At 65.5% G+C, this 14175-nt stretch carries 15 protein-coding genes; 7 read left to right on the top strand and 8 right to left on the bottom strand.

Annotated elements, in window-relative coordinates; translation table 11 throughout:
• Position 1: 1 nt before the first annotated feature.
• A complete protein-coding gene (locus ACYVOK_RS12240) occupies positions 2-1075 on the bottom strand; it encodes a methyltransferase domain-containing protein (RefSeq protein WP_460662463.1) in 1074 nt (357 codons plus the stop codon).
• 64 nt (positions 1076-1139) lie between these two features.
• Between ACYVOK_RS12240 and ACYVOK_RS12245 the strand changes: the two genes are divergently transcribed.
• Together ACYVOK_RS12245 and ACYVOK_RS12250 are read left to right on the top strand one after the other, a co-directional pair.
• A complete protein-coding gene (locus ACYVOK_RS12245) occupies positions 1140-2471 on the top strand; it encodes an acyl-CoA dehydrogenase family protein (protein WP_460662464.1) in 1332 nt (443 codons plus the stop codon).
• Positions 2471-3685, top strand: a complete 1215-nt coding sequence (locus ACYVOK_RS12250) for an acyl-CoA dehydrogenase family protein (protein ID WP_460662465.1) — start codon at positions 2471-2473, stop codon at positions 3683-3685. Before ACYVOK_RS12245 ends, ACYVOK_RS12250 begins: the two co-directional genes overlap by 1 nt.
• A 38-nt stretch (positions 3686-3723) precedes the next feature.
• On the opposite strand, the gene ACYVOK_RS12255 is transcribed toward ACYVOK_RS12250, so the two are convergent.
• The 3 genes from ACYVOK_RS12255 to ACYVOK_RS12265 all read right to left on the bottom strand — a co-directional run bounded on the left by ACYVOK_RS12255 (position 3724) and on the right by ACYVOK_RS12265 (position 6215).
• Positions 3724-5163, bottom strand: coding sequence for a tyrosine-type recombinase/integrase (locus ACYVOK_RS12255; protein WP_460662466.1), 1440 nt, complete (start codon positions 5161-5163; stop codon positions 3724-3726).
• A 187-nt stretch (positions 5164-5350) separates the two neighbouring features.
• Positions 5351-5605: a hypothetical protein gene (locus ACYVOK_RS12260; RefSeq protein WP_460662467.1), complete on the bottom strand. Its 255-nt coding sequence runs from the start codon at positions 5603-5605 to the stop codon at positions 5351-5353.
• A gap of 253 nt (positions 5606-5858) precedes the next feature.
• Positions 5859-6215 (bottom strand): hypothetical protein, encoded by a 357-nt coding sequence (locus ACYVOK_RS12265; RefSeq protein ID WP_460662468.1) that lies wholly within the window; start codon positions 6213-6215, stop codon positions 5859-5861.
• A gap of 897 nt (positions 6216-7112) precedes the next feature.
• Between ACYVOK_RS12265 and ACYVOK_RS12270 the strand changes: the two genes are divergently transcribed.
• Positions 7113-7373, top strand: a complete 261-nt coding sequence (locus ACYVOK_RS12270) for a hypothetical protein (RefSeq protein ID WP_460662469.1) — start codon at positions 7113-7115, stop codon at positions 7371-7373.
• A gap of 998 nt (positions 7374-8371) precedes the next feature.
• Here the strand turns inward: ACYVOK_RS12270 and ACYVOK_RS12275 are convergent.
• Positions 8372-8782, bottom strand: a complete 411-nt coding sequence (locus ACYVOK_RS12275) for a hypothetical protein (protein WP_460662470.1) — start codon at positions 8780-8782, stop codon at positions 8372-8374.
• A gap of 267 nt (positions 8783-9049) precedes the next feature.
• Between ACYVOK_RS12275 and ACYVOK_RS12280 the strand changes: the two genes are divergently transcribed.
• The 4 genes from ACYVOK_RS12280 (at position 9050) to ACYVOK_RS12295 (ending at position 10529) form a co-directional block, all read left to right on the top strand.
• Entirely contained in the window at positions 9050-9520 is a 471-nt protein-coding gene (locus ACYVOK_RS12280; protein WP_460662471.1) for a hypothetical protein, read from the top strand.
• A 335-nt stretch (positions 9521-9855) separates the two neighbouring features.
• Positions 9856-10065, top strand: a complete 210-nt coding sequence (locus ACYVOK_RS12285) for a GntR family transcriptional regulator (protein WP_460663067.1) — start codon at positions 9856-9858, stop codon at positions 10063-10065.
• Between the two features lie 94 nt (positions 10066-10159).
• The gene (locus ACYVOK_RS12290) at positions 10160-10426 is read left to right on the top strand and encodes a hypothetical protein (protein WP_460662472.1); all 267 of its coding nucleotides are present in this window, start codon (positions 10160-10162) and stop codon (positions 10424-10426) included.
• Entirely contained in the window at positions 10350-10529 is a 180-nt protein-coding gene (locus ACYVOK_RS12295; protein ID WP_460662473.1) for a UTRA domain-containing protein, read from the top strand. The genes ACYVOK_RS12290 and ACYVOK_RS12295 overlap by 77 nt, the downstream gene beginning before the upstream one ends.
• Positions 10530-10589: 60 nt before the next feature.
• Here ACYVOK_RS12295 and ACYVOK_RS12300 read toward each other — a convergent pair whose 3' ends face one another.
• The 3 genes from ACYVOK_RS12300 to ACYVOK_RS12310 all read right to left on the bottom strand — a co-directional run bounded on the left by ACYVOK_RS12300 (position 10590) and on the right by ACYVOK_RS12310 (position 13847).
• Complete coding sequence (locus ACYVOK_RS12300) at positions 10590-11279, bottom strand: hypothetical protein (RefSeq protein WP_460662474.1); 690 nt, start codon at positions 11277-11279, stop codon at positions 10590-10592.
• A 279-nt stretch (positions 11280-11558) separates the two neighbouring features.
• Complete coding sequence (locus tag ACYVOK_RS12305; RefSeq protein WP_460662475.1) at positions 11559-11975, bottom strand: hypothetical protein; 417 nt, start codon at positions 11973-11975, stop codon at positions 11559-11561.
• A gap of 36 nt (positions 11976-12011) precedes the next feature.
• Entirely contained in the window at positions 12012-13847 is a 1836-nt protein-coding gene (locus ACYVOK_RS12310; protein ID WP_460662476.1) for an IS481 family transposase, read from the bottom strand.
• Positions 13848-14175 lie beyond the last annotated feature (328 nt).

The raw sequence follows: 14175 nt of genomic DNA on the forward strand, positions 1-14175 counted from the left end.
ACTAAGGCATCAGGCGGTAGAAGCGTAGGTAGTCGTGGGGGATCGACAGGGTCTCCAGCTCGCGGAAGCCTGCCTCGATGGCGTAACGACGCAGAGTGGACGGGCGCATCACCGCTCCGGTCGCCGCAGTCTGCGGGTCGCCCATCGCGTCGGGAAGGCAGGACAGGACGCTCCAGCTGTAGTGGTATCGCTCGGTCTCGGGGGCCGGAGCGGTGAACTCGTCCGCGACGAGTTCGTCGGCGACCAGGACGGTTCCGCCCTCGGCCAGCATCGCCCGGACGGCTCGCAACACCTCCACCGGGCGCGACATGTCGTGCACCGCCTCGATGATCGTCACGAGGTCGTAGCCGCGAGTCTGTGGCAGCTTCGCCGCGTCCGCGACGGCGAAGCTCACCCGATCGGTCAGACCGGCCTCCTCGGCATGCTCCCGCGCCGCGACGACAGCGTCCTCGTCGAGATCGAACCCGTCCACCGCGACCTGCGGATAGGCCTGCGCGATGGCGATCGTCGCCCAGCCGGTGCCGCAGGCCACGTCGGCGACCCGGGCCGGTGGGTTCGCCCGGAGCCGGCGATCGATCTCCGGGATCGCGGGCAGCCAGTGTTTCGCCAGCAAATTCAGGAAGAGCGGCCGGTTCCACTCGGCCCGGCCTTCCGGTTCCCAGGGAAGCGGAGGCGGCGCGCCGCCGGTCCTGAAGGCCTCGACCAGCTCGGGCAGACGTCGCCCGGCGCGGGCGATCTCGACGCCCTGGTGGGCCTGGTACCGGACGTCGTCGGGGTCGGCCAGGACCGGGACGTGCTCGGACGGCAGGCTGTAGCGCCGTACCTCGGGTTCGGCCGAGGTGTCGTCGACGTCGATCAGTCCACTGGCCGCGTGGTGCTCGAGCCATTCCCGCAGGTAACGCCGGGCGACGCCGGTGTGTTCGGCCAGCTCCGACTCGGTGGCGGGACCGCGGTCCACGAGCGCCTGGTACAGGCCGAGTCGTTCGCCGAGATAGATCGTGTAGAGCTCCAGGGCCGCGCCGGCGTTCCGGAGGAGCCGGTCGGCGAGGGCCTGCGTTCTGTCGTCCGAAGCCATGGTTGGGATGGTAGTGGTCTCTATCACGTGACCTGGGTTGTAACTTCGGTTTACAGTAGCGGGTATGAGCCTCCAGGAACGGACCAAGGGCCGGCGGGACGCGATCGGGGTCGGTGTGGCGCTGCTCAACCGGCTGGCGAACTCGCGGGCGATCGACCGGCTCGGCCTGCGGAAACCCACCGAGCGGGTCGTGTTCGAGGCGACCAAGACCGGTTTCCGGACGGCCGGCGCGCTGACCCGGAGTTTCGCCGCCGCCGCCAAACTGGCACCGAAGCTCGCCACACCGGCGCGACTGCCCGCGGCGAAGGGGACCGGACGGTTCGACCTGACGCCGACCGAGGACCAGCAGACGGTGGTCGAGGTCGTGAAGGAGTTCGCCGCCGAGGTACTGCGTCCGGCCGCGGCCGACGCGGACACGGCCTGCGCGACCGACCCCAAGGTGCTCGGGCAGTCCGCCGAACTCGGCTTGAGTCTGATCGAGGTCCCGGAGGAGCTGGGCGGCATCGTCACCGAGCGCTCCGCGATGACCGGCGTACTGGTTGCCGAGGCGATGGCGCACGGTGACCTCGGACAGGCGGTCGCGTGCCTGGCGCCGGCGGCGGTGAGTACGGCGATCTCGTTGTGGGGTGACGAGACGCAGCAGGCGACGTACCTGCCCGCGTTCACCGCCGGCGCGGTGCCGGCGGCCGCGTTGGCGATCCTCGAACCGCGGCCGCTGTTCGACCCCTTCGACCTGAAGACCAGGGCGACGCGGCAACGAACCGGCCATCTCCTGAACGGCGTGAAGTCGCTGGTCCCGCGAGGCGCCGAGGCCGAGCTGTTCGTGATCGCGGCCCAACTGGAGGACCAGGGGCCGGCGTTGTTCCTGGTCGAGTCCGAGCATCCCGGCGTGACGATCGAGGCCGAGCCCTCGATGGGTCTGCGCGCCGCGTCGCTGAGCCGGGTGATCCTCGAGGACGTGCCGGCCGTCCAGCTGGGCACGCTCGACGACTACGCCGAGTGCGTGCGGCTGTCCCGGCTCGGGTGGTGCGCGTTGTCCCTCGGTACGGCGAAGGCCGTGCTCGACTACGTCACGCCGTACGTGAACGAACGGACCGCGTTCGGTGAGCCGATCAGTCACCGGCAGTCGGTGGCCTTCATGGTCGCGAACATCGGGATCGAGCTGGAAGGTATGCGCCTGGTCACCTACCGGGCCGGGTCGCGGGCGGAACAAGGACTTCCGTTCGCCCGCGAGGTCGCGCTGGCGCGGCGGCTGTGCACCGACAAGGGCATGCAGATCGGCACCGACGGCGTCCAGCTGCTCGGCGGACACGGGTTCGTGAAGGAGCATCCGGTGGAGCGCTGGTACCGCGACCTGCGGGCCATCGGCGTGATGGAAGGCGCGGTGCTGGTCTGATGATCAACCTCGAGGTCCCCCGCAAGTTCCGGGCGTTCGTCAACCAGGCGCACCAGGTCGCGGCGGAGATGCTGCGGCCGAACTCGCGCAAGTACGACCTGGCCGAGCACGCCTATCCGGTCGAGCTGGACATGCTGGCCGCGATGGTCGACGGATTGGGTGCCTCGGGCACCGGTTCGGGTGCCGGTGCCTCCGGCGTACGGCGTACTGACGACTCGGCCGACTCCGGATCGGTGAAGAACGGGTCCAACCTGTCGTCGGTGCTGTCGATCATCGAGATGTGCTGGGGTGATGTCGGGCTGCTGTTGTCGATGCCCCGGCAGGGTCTCGGGAACTCGGCGATCGCGTCGGTGGCGTCGGACGAGCAGCTGCGGCGGTTCGAGGGGCTGTGGGCCGGGATGGCGATCACCGAGCCCGGCTGCGGATCCGACTCGGCGAACATCCGGACGACGGCGCGGCGCGACGGCGACGACTACGTCATCGACGGCGAGAAGATCTTCGTCACCGCGGGCGGTCGCTGCGACGCGGTCGTGGTGTGGGCGACACTGGACACGTCACTCGGCCGGGCCGCGATCAAGTCGTTCGTCGTACCGAAGGGAACCCCCGGGATGACGGTCGAGCGGCTCGACCACAAGCTCGGCATCCGTGCGTCCGACACCGCCACGATCCGGTTCGAAAACTGCCGGGTGCCGGCCGCGAACCTGCTGGGTTCGCCCGAGATCGACACGGACAAAGGCTTCGCCGGCGTCATGCAGACCTTCGACAACACCCGTCCGCTGGTCGCCGCGATGGCAGTCGGCGTGGCCCGGGCCTCGCTGGAGCTCACCCGGGACTTGCTGGCAGAAGCCGGTGTCGAGGTCGACTACGACCGGCCCGTCCACCTCCAGCCGGCCGCGGCGGCGTCGTACCTGGCGATGGAATCGGACTGGGAATCCGCCTACCTGCTGACCCTGCAGGCCGCCTGGATGGCCGACAACGGCCAACCCAACTCCCTCCAGGCCTCCATGGCCAAAGCCAAGGCCGGCCGCACCGCCAACGACATCACCCTGCGCTGCGTCGAACTCGCCGGCACCCTCGGCTACTCCGAACACCACCTGCTCGAAAAATGGGCCCGAGACTCCAAGATCCTCGACATCTTCGAAGGCACCCAACAGATCCAACAACTGATCGTGGCCCGCAGGCTCCTCGGGAAGACCTCAGCCGAGCTGAAGTAGCCTTGGTTTGCAGGGTTTTGCGAGTGCTGCCTCTCCGCTCAGACCAATCCCGGACCGTGATGGAGGTCCTCTGGATCCGGGCCGATTTCCGTCCTGCTCCGTGACTGCTCCGTCAGCCGTCGAGCAAGTCGCTCAAGACGCCGGTCGACTGCCTGCCGGGCGCGGTCGTAGGACGACGGGAGCATATGCGTGTACATCTGCAGCGTGAACCCTGGGTCGTGGTGCCCGAGGTACTCGGAGAGCTCCTTGATGTTGACGCCGTCCGCCAGGGTGATGCTGGCGAAGTAGTGGCGTAACGCGTGCAGACCGGTCGTCCGGTCGGTCTTGAACCGTTTACGCCCGCGGCTGTCCTTGTACGGCGGCGGGATCACGCCGGCTGCGGCGAGTGCAGGCTTCCACACGAGCTCGTCGTACAGACGCGCCTGGAGGTGTCTGCCGTCTGGCCAGCAGAAGATCAGGTCATGCTCTTGGACTTCCCCGTCCAGCCGCTCCCACGGCAACGAGACGGTGGTCGCTCCGAAGCGCTCGATGTGGCTCTTGACTGCCTGCGCCAGCACCGGCGACATCGGTACGAAACGTTCCTTGTCGCTCTTGGGCAGCGCGTAGACGAACTTCTTCCCGAGTCGCTTCACCTGGCGCCGAACTCTGATCAGCATCAAGCCGAAGTCGAAGTCGTCTACCGACAGCCCGAACATCTCGCCCTGACGAAGGCCGGACGCCGATCCGATCGTCGGAAGCAGCCTGAACCGCTCAGGATGGGCCTCGACGATGCGCTCCACCGTGTCGTCCGACCAGGCAACGACCTTGGAGAACTGCCTGCTCGGCTTCTTGACGATCTTCGACTGACCCGGGTTGCGCTTGATGAGCTCATCAGCGACCGCGAGTTCAAAACAACCGTTGAGCACCAGGAACGCGCTTCTGGCCGTCGACGGTCCGTAGGCGCACATGAGCTCGGTCAACCAAACCCCAACCTCCGACGGCAAGATGCTCTTGACCATCCGCCGACCGAACGTGGGCTCGACGTGCAGCCGCCACTTCGACTCGTAGTGGATCTCACTGGCCGGATCGATCGTCCGGGACTTCAGCCACCGCGGCCAGATCTCCTCGAGCCGCACCTTGCCTGCGTTCGGATCGAGATAGTCACCCCGATCCCGATCCGTCTCCTTCCCCGTGGCGTACCGAAGCGCCTCAACTTTCGTGTCGAACGCCTTCGACCGCTCGTCCCCGTTCGGATCAGTCCAAACCCCCAACCACCGCTTCCCCCGCCCCCACCGCTTCTCGTTCCGCTCTCGAGTCACCTTCCCATCGGGTTGAGTGACAGCCTTCGTCCACTGATCCTTCGCAAACGCCACCTCTGCCCCCTCGGCCCAGAAACACAGACCGAGATCAACGTTTGAGGCCTCGAGACTTCGGGTTAGCAGTCGCGACGGTCGCAGCCTATCGAAGACTCGGGGGTTGATCGGCGAGCCGAGACTCACGTCAAGCGTCGAACCCGAACCCGCTGATAATCGGGCTGATCTACTCGACGATGCGCCTTGTCGCTCGGAAGCCCTTTATTTGGAGGGCATCGGCGGCGTGGTGGTCGCTCGTCGCTGCCGCCCGGCTCCGGTCATTGCCGTTGAATCCCGCCCCGTAAGTCGTCCCAATTTCATCGTGGCGCTTGTCTCACATGGCCGGGCCCGCGTCGAGTTCGGGCGGTATCTCTCCGTGCAGGTCTCGGTAGGTTCGGGTGACCTCAGACTGGGTGGTTCGAACCGTACGGATCGCGTCGGCGGTGGCGGCGAGAGCGGCTTGGCGGGTCGGCGCTGTCGGGTCTTCATCGTTGGACTCTGCCAGGGCGAGTTCTTTGATCCGGCCCGTCAGTTCTGCATTGCTGTTGGCCCAGGCGAAGAGGGCATCTCTGAGGCTCGGCTGGGACATCTGTTCCACCTATGGTCGTCGCCGGTCGTCCACAGTCTTAAGTTGACAGCTACGTGTCAACTGTCCGGCCAGACTTCGACCGGAGGGTTCTCGTCACGTCAAGCCATTACGTTCACCGCTCTGAGGCCGAGCACGCCTAGCGGCGAGCGCGTGAGCTATTCGGATCGCGCGAGCGATTCGGATAGAGAGGATCTAATCCGATACCGAACCGCGGGCGCCGCCGCAGCGTGTCTCTTACTAGTCGGGTTAGTCCCTAGGTGAGCGGAACGCGTCGCCCGACGCCCATCTCCCCGGCCTCGTCATCAGTGACGATCGCGAAGACGCCCCGCGGAACGCCGGGGAGTGCCGCCACGTCCGCGGCCACGGCGAGAAGGGCCTCTTCGCTGGCGCCGGTAATGAAGTAGAGGTACGCGTCGCCGAATTCTTCGCCCTCGTCATGTACCTCGATTCCACCCTCTTCTGCGCGCTCGGCGAGGTACTCATCGACCTCAAAGATCCATGGACAATCGAAGTCGTCCGGGATGTCCGCTGAGCTCCTCGGCCAGGTGGTGCCGACTGGTGCCCCCGTAGAAACGAGCGGAACGTGAATCTCAACGACAAGCTGCGCCATAGCAGAAGTATGGGTGTTGGCCTGGTCGTAGGGCGGCTTCGTTCAGGCGCGCCAGAACAGGCGACGAGATCCTGCGACCGGTGAGCCGGCCGCTGCCGACCCGGCTCCACTGTTGCTCGACGCTCGCCTAAACCTGACTTACCCCGCAGATCTTCCGCGCTTGGTGGGGTGGTGTGCGACGGACTGTCGGTCTATTGGGAGGTGAGTTGAGATCTGGCGTCGATCAGGGGTCCGGTGATGGCGATGCCGGCCGCGCTGTGCTGCTCATCTCATACCGCTACTCCATCGTGCGAGCTGCGGACCGCCTCTGCGTAACGCGCGACGGCCAGATCGTCGACCACGGCGGCCCCGACGAACTGATGGCCGCGGGAGGTCACTATGCCGAAGTGTCACCCTCCAAGCTGCCGCCTACACCAACAGCAAGCAGCAACGCACCCCCGACGAAGACCTCACTTCATCGACATCATCACCGGCCCTGCTTCGGTCGTCCCGTGACTTGACTCCGTAGCTGGGACCGGGGTTCACGATGGATACATGCGTACGCGCAGCTCGTCAGCTAGGCCGGACTGATCCGGAGGCGCTGCGCTACTACAAGCGTCGCGGCGGTCGAAACGGGCGCCGCGCACCGGTCGCTACCCGACGATCCGCCTATCACGGTGGAGCTGCACTTAACCAAACGCTCGCACGAGCGCGGCTTCATCCTCGACGAGCTGGTGCACCCGAACCACAGCGGGACCAGACAGCTGTGACGCGGCGCGGACGCTGGCCAGGCCACCTGGCCGATCTGGAGGTCAGGCAAGTGAGCAAAGCCGTGCGCGTGATTCAACGGCGGCCGGGTATGGAGCACCGGCGGGGCTGTTTCGGAGGTGGGTACCGGAGCCGCGGAAGGGCACCGCCATGACCGATCCTGACGTTACGGGTATGCAGTCCAGTCATCACAAGGTGGATCCAAGGACGGTCACCAAGTTGCCGCTCCCCAGCCATGTGACGGTGTTGGTTGATGGCCGCTGGCGGCGGGGTTGGCTGATCGGCAGATCCCACGAGCCCGGCGGCTGGGTGGGGTACGTCCAGTACGACGACGACCAGGGACGTGAAGTCACGGCGGAGATCCCTGCCGACCACATCGCTCCAGCCGAATGCTGGCTCCTCGACGATTGACCGGGACGGGCCGGTCAATCGCCGAGGCATCGCGGGTAGTGGCGGGCCGTCGTAGTGCTCTGCCGGTCCTGCCGGGCAACGCACCGGTGTGGTGGCTCACAGTCGCGGCGCGGGCCAGCAAAATGTGTGCGGTGCCAACGCCAGGTTGTGTCACCGGCCGTCAGTCGTACCGCCGTCAGTGAAATGGGGCCAGTAGAGCTGGATGGCCAGCGCGTAGCCGAATGCTTTGGTCGCCGTAGAGACAGCCCTGCCCAGTAGTCATGTCTCCCCGGTGTTTTCGACGACCACGGCCGGGCCATCAATTGGTGCGTAGGGTCTCGAACCAGTGCTACGGCGTCGGGTGGGTCCAGGTGCCGGTCCGGAGATGGACGAAGCAGACGACGCTGCCGTGGTTAACGGCGTTGAAGACATGCGAGACAGGGCGCCGGCGGGATCATTCCAAAAGATGATCACCCGAGCTCCGTCGCCGGCGGCCGCCAGAGTCCGGATGATGGCGTGGACGCCGCCGATCGTCTGCCATCGGGCGCCCAGCATGGCGACCGCGTCGGCGATGCGCCTACGCCAGTCCCCAGTGAAGATGTCGTTCGGTGTGCCGAAGCCAAGCGTGGCATCGGCGTCGCGTCGTCGCCGCGGAGCACGCGCTCGGCAGTCACGCAACATGCCTGGTAGTTGTTCCACCACTCGGGTGTGCGGAAGCTGTATCCCAGATTGCGGCCAGTCAGGTCGCCGAACTCGCCATCTACGATCGACACCCTGTCGATGTAGTAGTTGCCGAAACAGCTGGCCACCTGCACCCGCGGTTGATGCCCGCTCCCGCCTGGCCGTGGGTTTCCGCATCGCCCCGCTAGCAATCATGGGAGGGGGGTCCGGCCCGGCGCGCGTCAAGGGGCCTCCGGCGTCGCAAGCGATCGAGCAAGCTCGACCCTTGACTCAGGGCCAGCAGCTATCGGGGCGATGCGGGAGGACTGCCCACGCGCTTGACACGTAGCCGTCAAGCGCTACGAACTTCTGGGCGCGTTCTGCTTCTCCTGGCAGCGAAGGCCCGCCACGGTGATGGCACCTGCGGCTGAGACGAACGCGACGGCGAACCATCCTGCGGCCCGTATCACCGAATTGTTTGCTTCGATTGCCTGAGTGGAGAACAGCGACAGAACGACGCCCAGGATGGTGAAGCATGCTGCGGCCCGGGGCGCGATTTCGATTGCCTTCGGCTGTCGTGTTGCTGCCTTGGGCTGTCGTGTTGCGAGATAGAGCGGCAACCCCTGGAACGGGAGCACATATCCGATCGCGACGAACACCGACGTTGCCCCAAACGCAAGGTAGGCAGGAGCGTCGAGAACGACGGCCATCACGCCCAGGACAGCTGCACCGATCACACCGGCAGCGAGAACCACCATCTTCTGAGGCACACGGCAGACGGTACGTGTCATCCCGGCATGTCGCCAAGATCGAGCCGCGACGTCACGAGCTGGCAGGCCACCGGACCGCATCCATGAGGGCGAAGGTGCCTCGTGGTAGGGAATGAGCACCGTCCCGCGTAGGCCATCAATCCGACCCCCGCCCATGGCGTGGAAGGAGTCAGGGATGATCGAAGCGACGCGGAGAGCTGCCGCGATGCTCAGACGTGACGTCGGTTTGTGGCGCGAGTCCCCGCAGGATCGGTCACAACTAGCCTCATGCATTGGTTGCTCCGGGCTTGGCGACGCGGCTGGTTGGCCCCGGTCTTCCTCGGGGTTGCCGCAGTTGCATTGGCCGGTGGATTCATGGTCAACGTCATAGACGAGTACGACGCACGATCAATCCTCAGGGCCAGAGGCCAGCCGGTGACGGCCACTGTAACGGAGGTGACCGCGTACAGCAGATCAAAGCAGTCGCTTGCCGTTCGCGCAGCCCTGCCGGATGGCCGGCTAGTCGATGTGGACTTCGCCGAGAGCAACCAACTCGGCGCCACGGTCGGACAGCCCGTCCAGGTCACAATCGACCCCCGTGACATACGCACCAGCATGCCCACTGACCAGTTGAACAACGGGCAATCCTTCGCGACCGGGCTGGCTGCGGCAAGCGGCCCCTGGGCTGTCTTCGCAATCGGCTGCTTTGTCTTCGCCTTCATCAGAGCCAAGGAGGCAGCCCGCCGCACTGCTACGTAGGCGTGCGCTATCGCTGGACCGACCGCCGACCAGGGGTGCGGGCTCGGCCCTGTAGCTCAGTCCTCTCGGTTGCAATTCCGGTTGTAGTTCGGCCGCGTTCAGTCTCGTTCGGCAAAGTGCAGTGCAGGCGGCGGAGGCCACGAACCCCTGCGGATCGCGCCGAACACCGCCAGGTCGAACTCGAACCTTGCGGCCGAAAGGCATACGGTTCGAATCCCGTCCCGGGCACATCACCGCTTGACCTGCGTGGATGTTGCAACGGAAATTTTAGCCACATCCTGATGAGTCGGAGAGTGGAGTTGCGGCTATGACCGGCTTTACGGGTCGTCCTGCAGATCGCAGACGACATCCGCAGCCACCTCGAGGGCACTCTCGAGGCTGGAGACCAACTGCCGAGCGAGCCAGGCTTCATGGCCGACTACGGCGTCTCTCGAATTGTGGTCCGGCAGGCACTAGATGTGCTGCGTTCTGAAGGTCTGATCGTCAAGCACCAGGGGCGCGGTTCGTTCGTTCGCGCACTCCAGCCCCGAAGCGTCGAGTGTTAAGCAGTCTTTACTCTGAGCGCCCAACATCATCGCCCTTCGCGGCTGCTGCATCGGCCGACGCCCAGGTCCCGGAGTGGACTACCAGAGTCGACGTATGACTGCATCTAAGGCTATTGCCGATCGACTCAACATCCAGCAAGGCGATCCTGTGATGCGCACCAGCTATCGCTTCATGGCCGACGGAGAACCTGTGATGCTCTCCACGTCATTCGAGCCTCTGCGCTCACAGGTGGCACGCCGATCGAGAATCCCGAAGGTGGTCGATCACAGGGGTAATCCCCAGGATGCACAGCATCGGAGTGCACATCACCCACGTGGGGGAGGATGTTGCGGGTCGCGCTGCACGTCGGCACGAGGCTGAAACTCTGACAGTGCGGGCTGGAGTGCCAGTGCTCGTCATCGAGCGCACCTACTACGAGCGGGACCCGCCTGGTAGAGACAGCGGACATCGTGGTCTCGTCTGAGCGGAACGTGCTGTCTTATCGCTTGCCCATCCCTGGTCGGTAGTCGCCCTACACGGCTCGTTACTCCTCCATTGCCGACATGGACGCTGCAATCGACTCGCGCGAGGTGATCGCCTCCACGAACCAGAAGATGCTGCCCGACTCATCTTGGATCGGGCCCGCACTCAGGATCCGATTGGCGTCGCGGGCATCCTCAGGAATTGGCAGCGTCAACTTGTCCGGCGTGGGGTGGATTGATTGAGAACGGCGGTAGGACGTTGCGGTTAGCCACATTCCGGATCCATTGCGCAGGGGCCCAAGTCGCGAGTTGTCGCGCAGCGAATCTTCCCCAGCGGGCCAAATCGGCTGGTCGTAGGAGACGACCAGGTCGAGATCGGCGGCTTCATCGGGTCGTAACCGGATGCGAATTGCCCTGCCTGATCGATTGCCCGAGATATCTGGCAGAGGACCAGATACCGCCGCATGCTGGAACTCCGGACGTTGCAGATCTCCAAGCCAGCGTACACGGGCGACGCGAAAGACGCCCGGTGCGAGTTCTTCACCGTCGACAGGGTAACCCTCCGGGGGAAGGCTGTGCAGTATGAAGTCGCCCCGGGCCCTGATGGCGTCAATCGCCTGCTGAGCAGGCTTGATGTGGAAGCGGTGTCCTCCAGGTTGCGCTCGTTCGGACCGTGGACCGAAAGATGGAAAGCCCCATTGCGGCTGCGAGTATCTAAATAGAAGTCCGTCTTCTTGGCCGTAATGCGCCAAATGTGTCCGAGCGCCGCTGGGTCGTCAGAGGTGAACGCAACAAGGATCTCCTCCTTTGACTGGCTTTCCTGAATCCCGGTCGTCTGGCGATCGTTGTTCACTCGACTAGAGTAGGCCGAAGGGCCCCCCATGTCCCTGTCCCGAGCGATCAACACACGAGATCCGCCCATCTCGGCGAACTGTATCCGCCAACACATGCGCGACACATGTCTGCCAACTGATGTGCGACATGTGGGCTAGGAAATTGAGGTTGCGATCCGCGGTCGCTGGGCTCTGATGCTACGCCGGTGAGGGAGTGGACAGCGCCACTCGGACTTGTGCGGTGACCCATAGGTCGTCTGGGTTGATCTGTGTCACGGCCTGCAGCGTGACCGACGTCGGTTCGGTGAGAAGTGTGTGTGCCTCGCGGTATTGGTATCGGAGGTGCTGCGTCCAGGCCGTGGATAGAGCTGCCTCGACCTGTTCGGCGGTGACGCCGGGCTTTGCGGTCGCCGAGGCGTCTATCAGCCACTCGCCTCCTTCGTTTCGCTGGACGACGGCGTCGTCCCACAACTTGTGTGGTTGGTCGGCGTAAGTCGTGTCTCCTAACCAGGCGAGAAAGTCGATCTCCATGCCCAGGAGGTCGTCACCCTCGCTGGGCGGTCCGGATCGGCAGATCACTCGTCTTTGCTCGGCGAAGGCCGCTGGGCTCAACATGCCCAATAGTCTGCCGGGTTCGCGTGACAGGTGGGCCTACGAGTTGGGCGTCGCGGTGCGGGGTCGCTGGCCTTTGATGCTGCGCACTGGCTGGGTGGTGGTGCGGCGGACGATCTGGGTGTCGGTGTCGGGGAGCTCGATGGCGAGGGTGGTTTCGGAGACGAGCACGGTGACGGTTTGGTGTTTGTGTGCGCGGCCGAGGGCGACCTTTTGGCCGCAGACCATGATCACGCCGGAGTTGCTGGCGCGGCGCTGCACGCGGACGGGCTCGAGCGATGGTCGTGGCGGTGGGCCTGCGGGCCGGCTGCCGCGGAGTCGGTGGGCCTGGTCCATGGCCAGTGGGTTGGGCCGGACGCGGAGCAGTTCGCGGGTGTCGAGGTCGTAGAACATCAACACGTTGGGTTCGATGCGGATCCCGACCCGGCAGCCGCCGAGGATCTCCGCGGCCAGCAAGACGTGTCCGGCCAGGGATACGGTGCCTGCGCGGGACACGATCCGCTCGACCTCGATCGCATCGCTGCCCTCGATCTGGGGCAACGGTGAAGGACCGGCGTTGACCGCGCCGTTGGCGAGGAGGCTCGCGAGGTCGTTCACGGTGAGGTGCGAGCGGACGGTCTTGATCCTCGCGCCAGCGACGAGCAGGTGGATCAGGTCGAGATCCGCCCAGAACCGCAGCGTCTGACCGGCCCGATGCGGGCCGAGCCAGAACTGTTTCCCGGCAACGGCCAGGTTCCCCGACGGTGGGACGACTCGGTCGAACTCGATCGGTCCACCGGCCCAGAACTCTCGCACCGGCAAGAGGTCGGCGTTCCCGCTGCTGTCGGTCGCGTCGGTTACGTCTGCTTCGGCGACGGTCGCCAGTTGCGGCGGCAACCACAGCTCGACCAGTTCACGTTCCTTCGACGGCACGGGCCGGAACCTGTCGGCTGGTGTCACCGGCGTGTTCTGGTCGAGTGCTTGGTGCGGCCGGTTGGTGTTGTATTCGGCGACGTAGGTGTCCACTGCTGCCTGTGCCAGTTCAACCGAGGTGAATGGATCCGCGGCGTCGAGGAAGTCGGGACGGAAGGTGCCGTGGAATCGCTCCACTTTCCCGTTCTGGTTCGGTGACGCCGGCGCGGTGAGCCGGTGGGCGATCCCGTTGCGGCGGCAGATCTTGTCGAACAGCACCTCGCCGTTGCGGGCGCCGTTGCGTCCGAATCGGTCGGTGAACTGCTTGCCGTTGTCAGTGATGATCTCCTCCGGCACCCCGAACCGCACCAGCGCCTCAGCCAGGGCCAGACACACCGCCCGCGCGGTGGCCCGCTCGACGACCTTCGCGATCACGCAGTACCGGGAATGGTCGTCGACCGCGGTGACCACCTTGGCCTCACGCAACTCGCCCGTGAGCGTGTTGACCAGCTGGATGCCGCCGACGATGTCCATCTGCCACAGCTGCATCGGTCCCGGCCGTTCGTACCGCACATACGAGTCCCTGGGCCGCTTGCGAGGACGAGACCGCAACAGGCCATGCCGAAACAGGATGCGGTCGATGGTGCGCTCCGACGGGACCGCCAGCTCTTCGTTCGACCATGGGCCAGGCCTGCGCAGCATCTCCAACCGGATCCGCCGCGACCCCCACCGCGGATGCTCTCTGCGCATCTCCGCGACCGCAACCTCCACCACCTCGGCCACCTGAGCAGGCGACACGTGCGGGCGACGAGAACGATCGGCCAGACCCGCCAACTGCTCGGTCAAATACCGCGCGATCCAGCGATGCAGCGTGGACCGGTGCACCCCCACCCGCGCAGCGACATCGATGACATCCGCCCCGGCAAGCACCGCACGAACCGCGTCAAGACGTTGCTCGACCACCGACAAGACAACCAGCGCCAATCCCGGCCTCCCCAGTCCCGGACGCCCCGCGGAGACGTCAGAACCAGACTGCCGAACCAGCCACTGTCGCAGATCACCTGGCGGACGAGTGTCGCGCATGTATCGACGGAGGACACCCATCTCGGCGAACGGTGCCTGACAAGTTTCTCTACGTCTTCAAGGCGGGCCCCGTGGGCCCGAAGCGCGCCGCCACCGGAGGGCGGGACGCCTGCCCACCACTCCGCTTCGCTGCGCTCGGGGCGCGTCCCTTGGCTTGGCGCACGTGCCAACAGGGTGCCGAGCCGAAGACAACAGAACTCGCCGCCAACGCTCGACACCCTGTCGATTC

The organism is Kribbella swartbergensis (assembly GCF_054784135.1).